The organism is Pseudomonas sp. BB438 (assembly GCF_057180225.1).
Genome location: NZ_CM170001.1, coordinates 1,978,920 through 1,994,811 on the forward strand (window position 1 = coordinate 1,978,920; position 15,892 = coordinate 1,994,811).

14 protein-coding genes and 4 tRNA genes are annotated in these 15,892 nt (G+C 63.7%); 14 read left to right on the forward strand and 4 right to left on the reverse strand.

Annotation, left to right across the window (positions count from 1 at the left end; genetic code table 11):
* Window positions 1-23 precede the first annotated feature (23 nt).
* The 11 genes from astD (at window position 24) to AC1ZV1_RS09350 (ending at window position 10,233) form a co-directional block, all read left to right on the forward strand.
* Window positions 24-1,490: a succinylglutamate-semialdehyde dehydrogenase gene (astD, locus tag AC1ZV1_RS09300; RefSeq protein WP_484296454.1), complete on the forward strand. Its 1,467-nt coding sequence runs from the start codon at window positions 24-26 to the stop codon at window positions 1,488-1,490.
* Entirely contained in the window at window positions 1,490-2,836 is a 1,347-nt protein-coding gene (gene astB / locus AC1ZV1_RS09305) for an N-succinylarginine dihydrolase (protein ID WP_484296455.1), read from the forward strand. The genes astD and astB overlap by 1 nt, the downstream gene beginning before the upstream one ends.
* 9 nt (window positions 2,837-2,845) lie before the next feature.
* On the forward strand, window positions 2,846-3,127 hold the full coding sequence (locus AC1ZV1_RS09310) for a hypothetical protein (RefSeq protein WP_054907334.1): 282 nt from the start codon (window positions 2,846-2,848) through the stop codon (window positions 3,125-3,127).
* 50 nt (window positions 3,128-3,177) lie between these two features.
* Window positions 3,178-4,170, forward strand: coding sequence for a succinylglutamate desuccinylase (gene astE / locus AC1ZV1_RS09315; protein WP_484296456.1), 993 nt, complete (start codon window positions 3,178-3,180; stop codon window positions 4,168-4,170).
* Window positions 4,171-4,262: 92 nt separating this feature from the next.
* Complete coding sequence (gene ltaE / locus AC1ZV1_RS09320) at window positions 4,263-5,267, forward strand: low-specificity L-threonine aldolase (protein ID WP_484296457.1); 1,005 nt, start codon at window positions 4,263-4,265, stop codon at window positions 5,265-5,267.
* Between the two features lie 121 nt (window positions 5,268-5,388).
* Window positions 5,389-8,013, forward strand: a complete 2,625-nt coding sequence (gene alaS, locus AC1ZV1_RS09325; RefSeq protein WP_484296458.1) for an alanine--tRNA ligase — start codon at window positions 5,389-5,391, stop codon at window positions 8,011-8,013.
* Between the two features lie 101 nt (window positions 8,014-8,114).
* Complete coding sequence (locus tag AC1ZV1_RS09330) at window positions 8,115-9,350, forward strand: aspartate kinase (RefSeq protein WP_081517979.1); 1,236 nt, start codon at window positions 8,115-8,117, stop codon at window positions 9,348-9,350.
* Window positions 9,351-9,535: 185 nt separating this feature from the next.
* Window positions 9,536-9,721, forward strand: a complete 186-nt coding sequence (csrA, locus tag AC1ZV1_RS09335) for a carbon storage regulator CsrA (RefSeq protein WP_003085981.1) — start codon at window positions 9,536-9,538, stop codon at window positions 9,719-9,721.
* Window positions 9,722-9,781: 60 nt separating this feature from the next.
* Window positions 9,782-9,872: transfer RNA gene (locus AC1ZV1_RS09340), tRNA-Ser, on the forward strand.
* Window positions 9,873-9,981: 109 nt separating this feature from the next.
* Window positions 9,982-10,058: transfer RNA gene (locus AC1ZV1_RS09345), tRNA-Arg, on the forward strand.
* Between the two features lie 98 nt (window positions 10,059-10,156).
* A tRNA-Arg gene (locus AC1ZV1_RS09350) sits at window positions 10,157-10,233 on the forward strand.
* Window positions 10,234-10,295: 62 nt separating this feature from the next.
* Here the strand turns inward: AC1ZV1_RS09350 and bamE are convergent.
* Complete coding sequence (gene bamE, locus AC1ZV1_RS09355; protein ID WP_484296459.1) at window positions 10,296-10,820, reverse strand: outer membrane protein assembly factor BamE domain-containing protein; 525 nt, start codon at window positions 10,818-10,820, stop codon at window positions 10,296-10,298.
* Between the two features lie 322 nt (window positions 10,821-11,142).
* Here bamE and mgtE point away from each other — a divergent pair, with 322 nt between their 5' ends.
* Window positions 11,143-12,585 carry a magnesium transporter gene (gene mgtE, locus AC1ZV1_RS09360; RefSeq protein ID WP_484296460.1) on the forward strand — a complete coding sequence of 481 codons (1,443 nt, stop codon included), beginning with the start codon at window positions 11,143-11,145 and terminating at the stop codon, window positions 12,583-12,585.
* A gap of 114 nt (window positions 12,586-12,699) precedes the next feature.
* Here mgtE and amrZ read toward each other — a convergent pair whose 3' ends face one another.
* Window positions 12,700-13,032: a transcriptional regulator AmrZ gene (gene amrZ, locus AC1ZV1_RS09365; RefSeq protein ID WP_017517196.1), complete on the reverse strand. Its 333-nt coding sequence runs from the start codon at window positions 13,030-13,032 to the stop codon at window positions 12,700-12,702.
* A 487-nt stretch (window positions 13,033-13,519) separates the two neighbouring features.
* On the opposite strand from amrZ, the gene phnN reads away from it, so the two are divergent.
* Complete coding sequence (gene phnN / locus AC1ZV1_RS09370) at window positions 13,520-14,083, forward strand: phosphonate metabolism protein/1,5-bisphosphokinase (PRPP-forming) PhnN (RefSeq protein ID WP_484296461.1); 564 nt, start codon at window positions 13,520-13,522, stop codon at window positions 14,081-14,083.
* 2 nt (window positions 14,084-14,085) lie between these two features.
* On the opposite strand, the gene AC1ZV1_RS09375 is transcribed toward phnN, so the two are convergent.
* On the reverse strand, window positions 14,086-14,562 hold the full coding sequence (locus AC1ZV1_RS09375) for a GNAT family N-acetyltransferase (protein ID WP_484296462.1): 477 nt from the start codon (window positions 14,560-14,562) through the stop codon (window positions 14,086-14,088).
* A 92-nt stretch (window positions 14,563-14,654) separates the two neighbouring features.
* Here AC1ZV1_RS09375 and AC1ZV1_RS09380 point away from each other — a divergent pair.
* Window positions 14,655-14,731, forward strand: a tRNA-Arg gene (locus AC1ZV1_RS09380).
* 48 nt (window positions 14,732-14,779) lie between these two features.
* Here the strand turns inward: AC1ZV1_RS09380 and AC1ZV1_RS09385 are convergent.
* Window positions 14,780-15,847: a GGDEF domain-containing protein gene (locus tag AC1ZV1_RS09385; protein WP_484296463.1), complete on the reverse strand. Its 1,068-nt coding sequence runs from the start codon at window positions 15,845-15,847 to the stop codon at window positions 14,780-14,782.
* Window positions 15,848-15,892 lie beyond the last annotated feature (45 nt).

Below are 15,892 nucleotides of genomic sequence, written 5' to 3' on the forward strand. Positions count from 1 at the left end.
CCGCCCGGCGTCAGGGGAGCCTGATGATGAATACCCACTACATTGCCGGCCAGTGGCTGGCAGGCGAAGGCGAGCCTCTGGAATCGCTGTGCCCGGTCAGCCAGGCCGTGGTCTGGTCCGGTCGCGCCGCCTCGCAGCAGCAGGTCGCCGCCGCTGTCGCCGCCGCACGCAATACCTTCCCTGCCTGGGCCCGTCGCCCGGTGGAAGAGCGTATCGCCGTGCTCGAACGCTTTGCCGCAGCCCTCAAGGGCCGTTCCGAGGAACTGGCCCGCGCCATTGGCGAGGAGACCGGCAAGCCGCTGTGGGAAGCCGCCACCGAAGTGACCAGCATGATCAACAAGGTCGCCATTTCGGTCCAGGCCTTCCGTGAACGTACTGGCGAGAAGAGCGGTCCGCTGGCCGATGCCACCGCCGTGCTGCGACACAAGCCCCATGGCGTGGTGGCCGTATTCGGTCCCTACAACTTCCCCGGCCACTTGCCCAACGGCCACATTGTGCCGGCCCTGCTGGCAGGCAATACCGTGGTGTTCAAACCCAGCGAGCTGACCCCCAAAGTCGCCGAGCTGACCCTGCAGGCCTGGATCGAGGCGGGTATCCCCGCCGGCGTGATCAACCTGGTGCAGGGCGCCCGCGATACCGGTGTGGCGCTGGCAGGCAACGACGACATCGACGGCCTGTTCTTCACCGGCTCCAGCCGTACCGGCAACCTGCTGCACAGCCAGTTCGGCGGTCGCCCGCAGAAGATCCTGGCGCTGGAGATGGGCGGCAACAACCCGCTGATCGTCGATCAGGTGAAGGACGTGGACGCCGCCGTCTACACCATCATCCAATCCGCCTTCATCTCCGCCGGCCAGCGCTGCACCTGCGCCCGCCGCCTGCTGGTGCCGCAGGGCGCCTGGGGCGACGCGCTGATCGAACGCCTGGTGGCGGTGGCCTCGACCATCACGGTCGGTCGCTTCGACGAACAGCCGGCGCCCTTCATGGGCTCGGTGATCTCGCTGGCCGCCGCGCAGCACCTGATCAAGGCCCAGGAACAGTTGCTGGCCAAGGGCGCCAAGCCGCTGCTGGCCATGACCCAGCCGCTGGCCACCGCCGCGTTGCTGACCCCCGGCATCCTCGACGTGACCGCCGTCAGCGAGCGTCCGGACGAAGAGTTCTTCGGCCCGCTGCTGCAGGTGATCCGCTATGCCGACTTCGACGCCGCCGTGCGCGAAGCCAACGCCACCCAGTACGGCCTCGCCGCCGGCCTGCTGTCGGATTCCCGCGAGCGCTACGAGGACTTCCTCATCGAGAGCCGCGCCGGCATCGTCAACTGGAACAAACAACTGACCGGCGCCGCCAGCAGCGCGCCGTTCGGCGGCATCGGCGCCTCCGGCAACCATCGCCCGAGCGCCTACTACGCCGCCGACTACTGCGCGTACCCGGTCGCCTCGCTGGAAAGCGACAGCCTGAGCCTGCCTGCAACCCTGACTCCGGGAGTGAGCCTGTGATGACCGCCTATGAAATGAACTTCGATGGTCTGGTCGGACCGACGCACAACTACGGCGGCCTGTCCTACGGCAACGTCGCTTCGCAGAGCAACAGCCAGGCGGCGTCCAACCCGCGCGAAGCGGCGAAGCAGGGCCTGTCGAAGATGAAGGCGCTGATGGAGATGGGCTTCAAGCAGGGCGTGTTCGCCCCGCAGGAACGTCCGGCCGTGGCCTCGCTGCGCGCCTTGGGCTTCTCCGGCACAGACGCCGAGGTGATCGCCAAGGCCGCCAAGGAAGCCATGCCGCTGCTCGCCGCCGTCAGCTCGGCGTCCTGCATGTGGACCGCCAACGCGGCTACTGTCAGCCCCGGCGCCGATACCGCCGATGGCCGCGTGCACTTCACCGCCGCCAACCTGAACTGCAAGTTCCACCGCTCCATCGAGCATCCGCAGACCAGCCGCATCCTCGCGGCGATGTTCAGCGATGAGAAACACTTTGCCCACCACGCCGCGCTGCCGGCAGTCGCTCAGTTCGGCGACGAGGGTGCGGCCAACCACACACGCTTCTGCAAATCCTATGACGAAGCCGGCGTCGAGTTCTTCGTGTTCGGTCGCAGCGCCTTCGACAGTCGCTTCCCCGCACCGCAGCGCTACCCGGCGCGGCAGACCCTGGAAGCCTGCCAGGCGGTCGCCCGTCTGCACGGCCTGAGCGATGACGGCGTGGTCTATGCCCAGCAGAATCCGGCGGTGATCGACCAGGGCGTGTTCCACAACGATGTGATCGCGGTCGGCAACGGCGAGGTGCTGTTCCACCACGAAGACGCCTTCCTCGACACCGAGCGCGTACTGGCCGAGCTGCACGACAAGCTGGGTCGTCGTGGCGGCCGCTTCCGCGCCGTGTGCGTGCCGCGCGACCAGGTCACGGTCGAGGACGCGGTGAAGTCCTACCTGTTCAACAGCCAGCTGCTTTCTCGCGCGGACGGCAACATGCTGCTGATCGTTCCGGAGGAGTGCCGCAAGAACGAGCGCGTGTGGAATTACCTGTCGCGCCTGACCGCCGAGGATGGCCCGATCCGCGAGGTGAAGGTGTTCGACCTCAAGCAGAGCATGCAGAACGGCGGCGGCCCCGCCTGCCTGCGCCTGCGCGTGGCGCTGAACGAGGCCGAGCTGGCGGCGGTCAATCCGGGCGTGATCATGACCCCGACCCTGCACGACACCCTGGTCACCTGGGTCGACAAGCACTACCGCGACCGCCTGGCCGAAGCCGACCTGGCCGATCCGCAGCTGCTCGTCGAGTGCCGGACGGCGTTGGATGAATTGAGCCAGATCCTTAAACTGGGCTCGGTTTATCCCTTCCAGCAGATTTGAGTAACTGACATGACCGAAAGCCTCCCGCTGATTCTCGAAGACAACAAGGGCGAGCGCCGTGAGACCCACACCGCCCGCCTGGCCATCCGCCTGGAAGGGCGCGAGCTGTGGCTGGAGGCCGACGGCAAGGGCGGCCTGGTGATCTACGCCGACTCCCATGAAGACGACGCCGAGATCCCGCTGCTGGTGGTGCGCCCGCAGGCGGTGAACCAGTTGGGCCTGAGCCTTGAACTGGAAGCCGCCGAAGTCCATGAACATGGTCCAGACTGTGGATGTGACCACCACCACTGATCGCGGAGCCCGCGGCCGCTCCGGCTGCGGGCAATGATGGAGGCGTCCGCATGCTAGCTTTGGGCAAACTGCTCGAACTGACCCTCGCCGGTCGTGAGCCGACGGAAAAGATCCAGCTCACCGCCGACGGCACTCGTCTGCACTGGCTGGCCGAAGGCGCCCTCGAAATCACGCCGCCGGTGGCGCGCGACAATGGTCGCGACCTGCTGCTCTCGGCCGGTATCCACGGCAACGAGACAGCCCCCATCGAGCTGCTCGACCACCTGGTACACCGCATTGCCCGTGGCGAACTGAAGCCGGTGGCGCGGGTGCTGTTCCTGCTCGGCAATCCCGAGGCCATGCGCCGCGGCGAGCGTTATCTGGAACAGGACATCAACCGCCTGTTCTGCGGTCGCCACGAGGAGGGCAGCGGCAACGAGGCCCTGCGCGCGGCAGAGCTGGAGCGTCTGGCCGCGGCGTTCTTCGCCCGTGAAGGGCGATCGCGCCTGCACTATGATCTGCACACCGCCATCCGCGGCTCGAAGATCGAGCAGTTCGCGCTCTACCCTTGGGCCAGCGGCCGCGAGCATTCCCGCGAGGAACTGGCGCGCCTGCGCAGTGCCGGCATCGACGCCGTGCTGCTGCAAAGCAAGCCGGGCATCACGTTCAGCGCCTACACCTACAGCCACCTCGGTGCTGAGGCGTTCACCCTGGAACTGGGCAAGGCCCGTCCGTTCGGGCAGAACCAGGGGGTGAACCTGGATCGCCTGGAGGCCATGCTGCAGGGCGTGATCAGCGGCCAGGAAGCGGGCGGCGCGCAGATCGACGGCCTGCAGCTGTTCGCCGTCTCCCGCGAAGTGATCAAGCACAGCGACCACTTCCGCCTGCACCTGGATGACGCGGTGGATAACTTCACCGAGCTGGACCATGGCTTCCTGCTTGCCGAGGACATCGGCGGCACCCGCTGGATCGTGGAAGAGCAGGGCGCGCGGATCATCTTCCCCAACCCGCGGGTGAAGAACGGCCTGCGCGCCGGCATTCTGGTGGTTCCCACCGAACTCTGATGTCCCCGGCGCGCGGCCATCGCGCGCCTTGTTTCCCCTCCGGCGAGCGCTTAGCATCGGGCCTTTCCGCCTGATGCCCGAGGAGCCTTGCCATGTCCATCATCGACCTTCGCAGTGACACCGTGACCCTGCCCACCGCCGGTATGCGCGAGGCGATGGCGCGGGCCGAGCTGGGCGATGATGTCTATGGCGAAGACCCGACGGTGAACCGCCTGGAAGCGACCCTCGCCGAACGCCTGGGCTTCGGCGCCGCACTGTTCGTGCCCACCGGCACCATGAGCAACCTGCTCGGGCTGATGGCCCATTGCGGGCGAGGCGACGAGTACATCGTCGGCCAGCAGGCGCACACCTATAAATATGAAGGCGGTGGCGCCGCTGTGCTGGGCTCGATCCAGCCGCAGCCTATCGATGGCGAGGCCGACGGCTCGCTGGACCTGGCCAGGGTCGAGGCGGCGATCAAGCAGGACGATTTCCACTTCGCCCGCACCCGCCTGCTGGCGCTGGAAAACACCATGCAGGGCAAGGTCCTGCCGCTGGCCTACCTGGCCGCCGCGCGGGAAATGACCCGCCGCCGCGGCCTGGCGCTGCACCTGGACGGCGCCCGCCTGTACAACGCAGCGGTGAAACTGGGCGTGGACGCCCGCGAGATCACCCGCCACTTCGATTCCGTCTCGGTGTGCCTGTCCAAGGGCCTCGGTGCGCCGGTGGGCTCGGTGCTCTGTGGCGATGCCGAGCTGATCGGCCGGGCGCGGCGCCTGCGCAAGATGGTCGGCGGCGGTATGCGCCAGGCAGGCGGCCTGGCAGCGGCTGCCCTGCATGCGCTGGACCACCAGGTCGAACGTCTCGCCGAAGACCACGCCCATGCCGAAGCGCTGGGTCGTGGCCTGGCGGAACTGGGCTACGCCATCGAGCCGGTGCAGACCAACATGGTCTACGTCGGCATCGGTGAGCAGGCCGGTGCGCTGGGCGAGCACCTGGCTGAACGCGGCATTCGCGTCAGCCCGGCGGCACGCCTGCGTCTGGTGACCCACCTCGATGTGAAAAGCGCTGATATCCCGCATATCGTCGAAGCTTTTGCCGCCTTTCGTCGTTCCTGACAGAAATTATTGCGCGATAGGGGTTAACTATCGCGCAAAGACACTACAACCTTGATGCGGGGCCGATATAATGCGGCCCTTTGCCGGCGATTCGTGGCCGCATTTTTCCGTGGAAGAACCTATGAAAAGCGCTGAAATCCGTGAAGCCTTCCTCCGCTTCTTCGAAGAGAAGGGGCACACCCGCGTAGCGTCCAGTTCGCTGATCCCCGCGAACGACCCGACCCTGCTGTTCACCAACGCAGGCATGAACCAGTTCAAGGACTGCTTCCTGGGCCTGGAAAAGCGCGCCTACACCCGCGCCACCACCAGCCAGAAATGCGTGCGTGCCGGCGGCAAGCACAACGACCTGGAAAACGTCGGGTACACCGCGCGTCACCACACCTTCTTCGAAATGCTGGGCAACTTCAGCTTCGGCGACTATTTCAAGCGCGACGCCATCACCTACGCCTGGGAATTCCTGACCTCGGACAAGTGGCTGAACCTGCCCAAGGAAAAGCTCTGGGTCACCGTCTACGCCAGCGATGACGAGGCGTACGACATCTGGACCCAGGAAGTCGGCATTCCCGCCGAGCGCATGGTCCGCATCGGCGACAACAAGGGCGCGCCCTATGCGTCGGACAACTTCTGGGCGATGGGCGATACCGGCCCGTGCGGTCCGTGCACCGAGATTTTCTTCGACCACGGCGCCGACATCTGGGGCGGCCCGCCCGGTTCGCCGGAAGAGGACGGCGACCGCTACATCGAGATCTGGAACAACGTCTTCATGCAGTTCAACCGCACCGCGGACGGCGTCATGCACCCGCTGCCGGCGCCGAGCGTGGACACCGGCATGGGCCTGGAGCGCATCAGCGCCGTGCTGCAGCACGTCCACTCGAACTACGAGATCGACCTGTTCCAGAGCCTGCTGAAGGCGTCCGCCGACGCCATCGGCTGCGCCAACGACGACGCACCGTCGCTGAAAGTGGTGGCCGACCACATCCGTTCCTGCGGCTTCCTGATCGCCGACGGCGTGCTGCCGTCGAACGAAGGCCGTGGCTACGTGCTGCGCCGCATCATCCGTCGCGCCTGCCGCCACGGTAACAAGCTGGGCGCCAAGGGCACCTTCTTCCACAAGATCGTTGCCGCGCTGGTCGGCGAGATGGGCGAGGCCTTCGTCGAGCTCAAGCAGCAGCAGGCGCACATCGAGCGCGTGCTGAAGACCGAGGAAGAACAGTTCGCCAAGACCCTGGAACAGGGCCTGAAGATCCTCGAGCAGGACCTGGCCGAGCTCAAGGGTAGCGTCATTCCCGGCAATGTGGTGTTCAAGCTCTACGACACCTACGGCTTCCCGGTCGACCTGACCAACGACATCGCCCGCGAACGCAGCCTGACCCTCGACGAGGAAGGCTTCGAGCGCGAGATGGAGGCCCAGCGTGAGCGCGCCCGTTCCGCCAGCGCCTTCGGCATGGACTACAACAGCCTGGTGAAAGTGGATGGTGACACCCGCTTCCTCGGCTACCAGGGCGTTTCCGGCGCCGGCCAGATCATTGCCCTGTTCAAGGACGGCAAGGCCGTCGAGCAACTGGGCGAAGGCGAGGAGGGCGTGGTCGTCCTCGACCAGACTCCCTTCTACGCCGAGTCCGGCGGCCAGGTGGGCGACAGCGGTTACCTCGAAGCGGCGGGTGTGCGTTTCGATGTGCGCGACACCACCAAGGCTGGCGGCGCTCACCTGCACCACGGCGTGGTTGCCCAGGGCAGCCTGACTGTTGGTGCTGCCGTGAAGGCCGAGGTCGACGCTTCCGTGCGCCAGGCCACCGCGCTGAACCACTCCGCTACCCACCTGCTGCACGCTGCGCTGCGCCAGGTACTGGGCGATCACGTCCAGCAGAAGGGCTCGCTGGTCGATAGCCAGCGCCTGCGCTTCGACTTCAGCCACTTCGAGGCGATCAAGCCCGAGCAACTGAAGCAACTGGAAGACATCGTCAATACCGAGATCCGCAAGAACTCCGAGGTTGAGACCGAAGAGACCGACATCGAGTCCGCCAAGAACAAGGGCGCCATGGCGCTGTTCGGCGAGAAGTACGGCGATCAGGTGCGCGTGCTGAGCATGGGCGGCCAGTTCTCCGTCGAACTGTGTGGCGGCACCCACGTATCCCGCACCGGCGACATCGGCCTGTTCAAGATCACCAGCGAAGGCGGCGTGGCTTCCGGCGTGCGCCGTATCGAAGCGGTTACCGGCGGTGCTGCGCTGGCCTATCTCAATGGTGCGGAGGAGCAGCTCAAGGAAGCGGCCGGCCTGGTCAAGGGCAGTCGTGACAACCTGCTGGACAAGCTCTCCGGCCTGATCGAGCGCAACCGTCAGCTGGAAAAGGAGCTGGAGCAGCTCAAGGCCAAGGCCGCCAGCGCTGCCGGGGACGACCTGGCGGGCTCCGCCGTGGACGTCGGTGGCGTGAAGGTGCTGTCGTCGCGTCTCGACGGTCTGGACGGCAAGGCGCTGCTGGCGCTGGTCGACCAACTGAAGAACAAGCTGGGCAGCGGGGTCATCCTGCTGGGTGGCGTGTTCGAAGAGAAGGTCGTGCTGGTCGCCGGCGTGACCCAGGGCCTGACCGCCCAGCTCAAGGCTGGCGATCTGATGAAGCAGGCCGCTGCGGCCGTGGGTGGGAAAGGCGGTGGTCGCCCGGACATGGCCCAGGGTGGTGGTGTGGATGCCGGCAAGCTGGACGAAGCTCTGGCGCTGGCAGTCAAGTTTGTCGAACAGGGCCTCTAAAGGCCCTGAAATACGGGGCCCGCAGCGCGTCCGGCGGGCCTTGGCAGCATGCGGTGATGCATGTTTAATGGGCGCCCTTCAGGAATCAGGCGGCTTTTGAAATGGCTTTGATCGTACAGAAGTTTGGAGGGACCTCCGTCGGCACCGTCGAGAGAATCGAGCAGGTAGCTGAGAAGGTGAAGAAATTCCGTGAAGCGGGCGACGACATCGTCGTAGTGGTGTCCGCCATGAGCGGGGAGACCAACCGCCTGATTGGTCTGGCAAAACAGATCATGGACCAACCGATCCCGCGCGAGCTGGACGTGATGGTCTCCACCGGCGAGCAGGTGACCATTGCCCTGCTGAGCATGGCGCTGATGAAGCGCGGCGTGCCGGCGGTATCCTACACCGGCAACCAGGTTCGTATCCTGACCGACAGCTCCCACACCAAGGCGCGTATCCTGAGCATCGACGATGCCAATATCCGTGCGGACCTGAAGGCAGGTCGTGTGGTCGTGGTCGCAGGCTTCCAGGGGGTGGACGAGCAGGGCAACATCACCACTCTCGGCCGCGGCGGCTCCGACACCACGGGCGTGGCCCTGGCTGCGGCGCTGAAAGCTGACGAGTGCCAGATCTACACTGACGTCGATGGCGTCTACACCACCGATCCGCGCGTGGTGCCGCAGGCGCGCCGCCTGGACAAGATCACCTTCGAAGAGATGCTGGAAATGGCCAGCCTCGGTTCCAAGGTGCTGCAGATCCGTTCGGTGGAGTTCGCCGGCAAGTACAACGTCCCGCTGCGCGTGCTGCACAGCTTCCAGGAGGGTCCGGGCACCCTCATTACCCTTGATGAAGAGGAATCCATGGAACAGCCGATCATCTCCGGCATCGCCTTCAATCGCGACGAAGCCAAGCTGACCATCCGTGGCGTACCGGATACCCCCGGCGTTGCTTTCAAGATTCTCGGCCCGATCAGTGCCGCCAATGTAGAAGTCGACATGATCGTGCAGAACGTCGCGCACGATAACACCACCGACTTCACCTTCACCGTGCACCGCAACGACTATCAGGCCGCCCTGGAAATCCTCAAGCAGACCGCCACCACCATTGGTGCGCGTGAAGCAACTGGCGACACCAACATCGCCAAGGTGTCGATCGTCGGTGTCGGCATGCGCTCCCACGCCGGTGTTGCCAGTCGCATGTTCGAAGCCCTGGCCAAGGAAACCATCAACATCCAGATGATCTCCACCTCGGAAATCAAGGTGTCGGTGGTCATCGAAGAGAAGTATCTCGAGTTGGCGGTCCGTGCGCTGCACACCGCTTTCGAACTCGACGCCCCGGCCCGACAGGGCGAGTAAGGGGAGATATACCGAAAGGCGCGGCTACCCCGCGCCTTTTGTCGTTTTTGACTGCCTGACAGGAACTTTCTTTCCGGCAGGACTGGTCAATACTTGGGTGAAGGATTCGTGCCCTTGATCTATGCGAATCTGCCACCATTTCTTTTTTGCAGACTGCTTATCCCGTAACACGTAAGGAGAAAGGAATGCTGATTCTGACTCGCCGGGTCGGAGAGACCCTGATGGTCGGTGATGACGTCACCGTGACTGTACTGGGCGTCAAAGGGAACCAGGTGCGTATCGGTGTGAATGCGCCGAAGGAAGTTGCTGTGCACCGTGAGGAAATCTACCAGCGCATCCAGAAAGAGAAAGACCAAGAACCAAACCATTAATTTTTCTAAAATTTTTCTTTGCAAACGGGGAAAACATGGATATCATGCGCCCCGTGTTGCGGAGAGGTGGCCGAGTGGCCGAAGGCGCTCCCCTGCTAAGGGAGTACACCTCAAAAGGGTGTCGGGGGTTCGAATCCCCCCCTCTCCGCCATTGCATCCTCTGGTGTGATGGGTTGTCCGGTTACGTAAGTGACTGAAAAGATTGAAAAAACTTGTTGACAAGTCAGAAAAATCTCACTAGAATTTGCGCCCTCATCAGCGCACTCATAGCTCAGCTGGATAGAGTACTCGGCTACGAACCGAGCGGTCGGAGGTTCGAATCCTCCTGAGTGCGCCATACAAGAGGCAACGCGAAAGCGGGGCTTCAGTGGCGAAAGGGCTGAAAAGCCAATAGCTGCAACCAGTTGGTGAATCTGGTTAAACTTCGCCAACGACGCACTCATAGCTCAGCTGGATAGAGTACTCGGCTACGAACCGAGCGGTCGGAGGTTCGAATCCTCCTGAGTGCGCCATATACCGAAAGGGCCTGCAGAAATGCAGGCCCTTTTTATTTGCCTTCGAAAAATCCCCGTGCTCATCGCTTCGCCTTGCCCATCACGCAGCCGTCCTCATCGAAGGTCACGGTTCGCGCGCCGTGCTTCCGGTCCGCCTCATAGTGATAGCGCAGCGTCTCGTTGTGCTGGCTGACCCGGTCGGGCCTTCCCAGTGCGCTCTCTACGTCGCTGCGGGTCATGCCCGTCCTGATCCGTCCCTCGATGATCGCCTTGCGCCGCGCATTGCCGGTAACGCGGTTGCCGCAGCCGTTCTGCTGTTCACCCACGACCACGACAGATGCTCGCTCGGCCTCCTTGCCTTGGTCTTTGCGGTGCGCGAGTGGCCGTCGTGGTGTCGATTCCTTCGGCGTCGCCATTGGTACCGGTTCGCCGCTTCCTGGGGGCGGATTGTGCGCTTCCTGGATTTCCTGCTGACGTTCCACGGGGCAGCCATACTGACTGAACAGCACGCTGCCGTCGGCGGCCGTGCAGCGGAACACCGAGGCGGCTTCGCTGGTCGGTACCAGTGGCACCAGGAGAATGCAGAGCAGGGCAGGCAGGCGCATGGGTTCCTCCGTGATGGCGGGCCTGCGTGCAGCCTAGGCGGGGAGATTGTCAGGCGTAGCCGGGTGTCCTGTGGGAGCTTTCGGGCGTCGAACCGGGCAGTGATTCGGCAGTGAACTTTCGCCTGCAAGCGATTGTTCTAGCCGCCATTTTGTAACGCCTATTACACCCCGGAGTGTTATCATTTCCCGCATCTGCCCTCGATGGGCGCATGGGACACCACCATGGACTTACCCAGTAGTTACTCAGAACCCCGATTGCGTACACACGACCTGATGTATTGATCCCCTCTGGCCCGTTCTGCCACTGGGGGTGGAGCGTGCTATGACCGAAGTAGAAGCCAAGAAGCCGCAGGAAAGCCTGCAGGACCGCCTCAACCAGGTGGTCGACCTGCTGCACAAGCACAAGCTGGTGGAAGACCTGACGCACCGTCAGGAAGGCCAGCATCATGACCTCGTCGAAAACCTCGTGCACCGCCAGAACCTGGCGGAACTCCAGCGCAAGCTGGAGGAACTGCACCCGGCCGACATCGCCCACATCCTCGAATCGCTGCCTCTGGATGACCGCCTGACGGTCTGGCAACTGGTCAAGGCCGAGCGCGACGGCGACATCCTCCTCGAAGTATCCGACTCCGTGCGGGAAACCCTGATCGCCGACATGGACGATCACGAGATCCTTGCTGCGGCCAAGGACATGGACGCCGACGAACTCGCCGACCTCGCACCGGAACTGCCGCGCGATGTGGTCCACGAGCTCATGGAAACCCTCGATGCCCAGCAGCGCGAGCGCGTGCGTTCGGCGCTGTCCTACGAGGAAGACCAGGTCGGCGCGTTGATGGACTTCGAGATGGTCACCATCCGCGATGACGTCAGCCTGGAAGTGGTGTTGCGTTACCTGCGTCGCCTGAAGGAACTGCCCGGGCATACGGACAAGCTCTTCGTCGTCGACTACGACGGGGTGCTCAAGGGCGTGCTGCCGATCAAGCGCCTGCTGGTGAACGATCCGGACAAGGACGTGGCGGAAGTCATGGCCACCGATCCGGTAACCTTCAGCCCCGACGAGGATGGCTACGACGCTGCCCAGGCGTTCGAGCGCTACGACCTGATTTCCGCCCCCGTGGTGGACAAGAACGGCAAGCTGATCGGCCGTCTGACCATCGACGAGATGGTCGACCTGATCCGTGAGGAAAGTGAAAGCGAAGTCCTGAACATGGCTGGTCTGCGCGAGGAGGAAGACATCTTCGCCTCGGTCTGGAAATCGGTTGGCAACCGCTGGGCCTGGCTGGCCACCAATCTGGTCACCGCCTTTATCGCCTCGCGGGTGATCGGCCTGTTCGAAGGCTCCATCGAGAAGCTGGTGGCGCTTGCCGCACTGATGCCCATCGTAGCCGGCATCGGCGGCAACTCCGGCAACCAGACCATCACCATGATCGTCCGCGCCATGGCCCTGGACCAGATCCAGACCAGCAGTGCCAATCGTCTGCTGCGCAAGGAGCTGGGTGTGGCATTGGTCAACGGCCTGGTCTGGGGTGGGGTGATCGGCCTGGTCGCTTTCTATCTGTATGGCAACTGGGAGCTGGGTGCGGTAATGACCGGCGCCATGACGCTGAACCTGCTGCTGGCCGCGTTGATGGGCGTGCTGATCCCGATGACCCTGCTACGCCTGGGGCGTGATCCGGCCATGGGCTCCAGTGTGATGATCACCGCGATGACCGACAGCGGTGGCTTCTTCATCTTCCTCGGACTGGCCACGCTGTTCCTGATGTAATGCCTGCTCCGTCGAAAGGCCGCCCGCGGGGCGGCTTTTTTGTGCCTCGGATCCGGGAATCACAGGCATGAAAAAGCCGGCTCGAGGCCGGCTGTTTCGGGGGTAGCAAACGACTCAGGCGTCGTTCTGTGCCATCTCGGCATCGTGCGCGATCAGGGCGATCAGCGCGTTCTGCTGACGATGGGTCAACTGGCGGAAGCGCTGCAGCAGTTCGCGTTCGTGCAGGCTGAGCTCCGGGCTGTCCAGGCGGATGCCCAGGTTGTCCTGCAGGGCACCTTCCTGCAGCAGGCTCTGTTCGAGACGCGCGATGATCTCGGAGTTCATGCTGCGGTGGTGGCTGCGAGCGACGTCGGCGATACGCTCACGCATGCCTTCGGGCAGACGTACGACAAACTTGTCAGCGGTACGGCTGGAGTAGGTGGGGGTTGCCTGTTTCAATGGGCGCATACTTTAAACCTGTAAGTCAGGGAGGCCGATGCCATGGGTCAGCGTTGGTTCAGGCCCTTTGACAGCGATTTCCAGTGGCCGTTCAGCGCGTCGTCAAAGCTTTTGAAAAATAATCCAATAACTTGACGTCAAACCTTCGGCATATTGTGTCTCGGGTGAAGGCTAAATGCCAGCACCAATCGTCCGAAATGAGACCGCCTAGGCAGACCCTTCTTTGGATGGGAGTTAGAGGGAAAGCTGGCGATGCGCCCATATCCGTCAGCGTAGTCGATAGGTGCTGTACGCCTGCCTGCCGTTGGGCAGTTGGTCGAGGGCATTTCGTCGCGGGCTGCAATGATTGCACAGCGAATCACGGCGAGTCAGAGAGGATCGGCTCCACGGGGCATCGATATCGTGTTTTCACTGATATCGCACAAGGGGCGGAGTATTATCCGCCCCGCGGATCAGAAATGAAGTAGCGTCGAGCCGCCGACGTACCGAGAGTCTTATGACCCCAGGCAGACTGATATACCTGATGGGCCCGTCGGGTTCCGGCAAGGACAGCGTATTGCAGGCCGCCAGCGCGCCTCTTGCCGCGATGGATTGCCGAATCGTCCGGCGCGTCATCACCCGCTCCGCCGAGGCGCAAGGGGAAGACGCCCATCCGGTGGGCGTCGACCAATTTGTCCACCTGGAGCGTTCCGGGGCTTTCGCCATGAGCTGGCAGGCCAATGGTCTGCATTACGGCATTCCTCGCGAGATCGACGATTGGCTCGCCGCCGGCCACGATGTGCTGGTCAACGGTTCACGCAAGTACCTGCCCGAGGCGCGCCGCCGCTATCCGCAACTGATTGCGGTGTTGCTGAAGGTCGATACGGATGTGCTGCGCCAGCGCCTGCTCAAGCGCGGTCGGGAGACGCCGTCGGAGATCGAAGCGCGCCTGGCGCGCAATGCGCATTTTGCCGATGGCCTGCCCGGGCCGCTGGTGGTGCTGGACAACTCGGTCTCCCTGGATGTCACGGTTGGCCGCCTGCTGGACCTGCTTGCCCCGCCGGGCGCCCAGGCCAGCTGAGGTCAGTCCAGCGCCAGGGACAGGCTGACGCCATGGGGTGCGAAACCCATCGCCGCATAGAAACGGTGCGCCATTTCCCGGTCCTGGTGGCTGGAGAGCGCCAGCTTGTAGCACTTCCAGTCACGCGCCCATTCCACGGCCCGGCCGATCAGTGCCTGGCCGATACCCTGTCCGCGTGCGCGACCGTCCACCACCATGTCCTCGAGGATCGCCGAGCGGGCGAAGCCGTGGGCAATGTGCTCGATCAGGTGCAGAGTGCAGGTACCGAGCAACACGCTGTCGCGTTCCGCGATCAGCGTCACCCGCGATGGCTGCTGGTTGCTCAGGGCGAGGGCTAGCAGCGCAGCGTCGGGCAACGGATCGCGCGCCCCCAGTTGCTGCAGCAGCGGAGCGAGGGCGCCCGCATCATCAGCCGTGGCGACGCGCACATCGAAGGTAGCGAAGGGGGAGTCGGGCAGGGCGCTGTCGTCTGTGGTCATGTCGTTTCTCCGGCTGACGGCGAAATTATGGACTGCGCCGGTGGCGGCGGCATGACAAATCGCTTGTCGATGGTTAACATGCCGACCCGATTGTCCCGGTAGCTCAATTGGATAGAGCGTCCCCCTCCTAAGGGGAAGGTTGGAGGTTCGACCCCTCTCCGGGACACCAGCACGAAAAGGCCCGCATCAGCGGGCCTTTTTCGTGTCCGGGTGTGGCTCAGGGCGAATAGGTCACCCGGTTGCGGCCATTGTGCTTGGCGTCGTACAGCGCCTGGTCGGCCTTGATCAGCGCCTGGCTCAAGGTTCCGTCGGCAGCGAGATGGGCCAGACCCATGCTGATGGTGACGTTGGGTGTGCCGGGCAGTTCGGCGGTGACCTTGCGCAATTGCTCCACCCGCGATTGCGCATCCTCCACGCTGATGCCCCAGAGGTAAAGGCCGAACTCCTCGCCGCCGAGGCGGGCGAATTCGAAGTCCTGCATTTCCTGCTTGATGGCGCGCGCGACGCGGGTCAGTACCTCATCGCCGATATCATGCCCGTAGGTGTCGTTGACCCGTTTGAAGTGATCGATGTCGATCATCACCAGGTAGCGCTGCTCGCCGTCCTCGGGCAGGCGCTGGCCGACGCGGGTCATGAAGGAGCGGCGGTTGGGGATACCGGTGAGCACGTCGAGGTAGGCCTGATCCATCAGCAGACGGGCCATGGCGTAGTTATAGAGCTTGGCCTTGCTCAGGTGATTGAAGATGTAGATCGACAATGCGCTGATGAACAGTGGGTAGCAGACCAGCAGACTGCGGCGCGCGTCGAAATCCGGTACATCGCCGAGCAGGGGATTGAGGAAGACCCAGGTCACCGCCATGACCGAGTAGAAGGCGGGGTTGTTGAGCGGCATGGCGGTTGCGCTGTAGAGGACGGTTGCCGCGGCGATCACCAGCCAGGTCTGGCGAACAGCTTCGGGAACGCCGTCGATCACCAGGCGGGCGCCCAGGCAGAAGACGAAGACGAAAGCCAGGTTGAGCCAGTAGAAATGCACTGCCTTGCGCACGAAGGTCGTCACGACCGTGATGACGAAGAACGCACCGAGGAAGGCTACCGAAATCCAGGTGAAACCCTGGCCGGCCTGGAAGCTGACGATCAGATCGAACAGCAGCCACATGGCGATGCTGACGCTGAATACCAACAGGCAGAAAGCGTGGAGTCGTTCGAAGTCATGCTGGAGAAATTCGGCCCTGATCCCGGCCGGCACGCTTTGCTTGAGTACTTCGGATTCAATGGTCTTGAACATGAACCGCCCTGTGCGAGTGTGGGGTCGCTCGCGCGAGCATAGCTG

Bases quoted from the DNA above. Each gene is read 5' to 3' on its own strand.
- astD (WP_484296454.1), top strand. From the start codon at position 24: ATGATGAATACCCACTACATTGCCGGCCAGTGGCTGGCAGGCGAAGGC.
- astB (WP_484296455.1), top strand. From the start codon at position 1,490: ATGACCGCCTATGAAATGAACTTCGATGGTCTGGTCGGACCGACGCAC.
- AC1ZV1_RS09310 (WP_054907334.1), top strand. From the start codon at position 2,846: ATGACCGAAAGCCTCCCGCTGATTCTCGAAGACAACAAGGGCGAGCGC.
- astE (WP_484296456.1), top strand. From the start codon at position 3,178: ATGCTAGCTTTGGGCAAACTGCTCGAACTGACCCTCGCCGGTCGTGAG.
- ltaE (WP_484296457.1), top strand. From the start codon at position 4,263: ATGTCCATCATCGACCTTCGCAGTGACACCGTGACCCTGCCCACCGCC.
- alaS (WP_484296458.1), top strand. From the start codon at position 5,389: ATGAAAAGCGCTGAAATCCGTGAAGCCTTCCTCCGCTTCTTCGAAGAG.
- AC1ZV1_RS09330 (WP_081517979.1), top strand. From the start codon at position 8,115: ATGGCTTTGATCGTACAGAAGTTTGGAGGGACCTCCGTCGGCACCGTC.
- csrA (WP_003085981.1), top strand. From the start codon at position 9,536: ATGCTGATTCTGACTCGCCGGGTCGGAGAGACCCTGATGGTCGGTGAT.
- bamE (WP_484296459.1), bottom strand. From the start codon at position 10,820: ATGCGCCTGCCTGCCCTGCTCTGCATTCTCCTGGTGCCACTGGTACCG.
- mgtE (WP_484296460.1), top strand. From the start codon at position 11,143: ATGACCGAAGTAGAAGCCAAGAAGCCGCAGGAAAGCCTGCAGGACCGC.
- amrZ (WP_017517196.1), bottom strand. From the start codon at position 13,032: ATGCGCCCATTGAAACAGGCAACCCCCACCTACTCCAGCCGTACCGCT.
- phnN (WP_484296461.1), top strand. From the start codon at position 13,520: ATGACCCCAGGCAGACTGATATACCTGATGGGCCCGTCGGGTTCCGGC.
- AC1ZV1_RS09375 (WP_484296462.1), bottom strand. From the start codon at position 14,562: ATGACCACAGACGACAGCGCCCTGCCCGACTCCCCCTTCGCTACCTTC.
- AC1ZV1_RS09385 (WP_484296463.1), bottom strand. From the start codon at position 15,847: ATGTTCAAGACCATTGAATCCGAAGTACTCAAGCAAAGCGTGCCGGCC.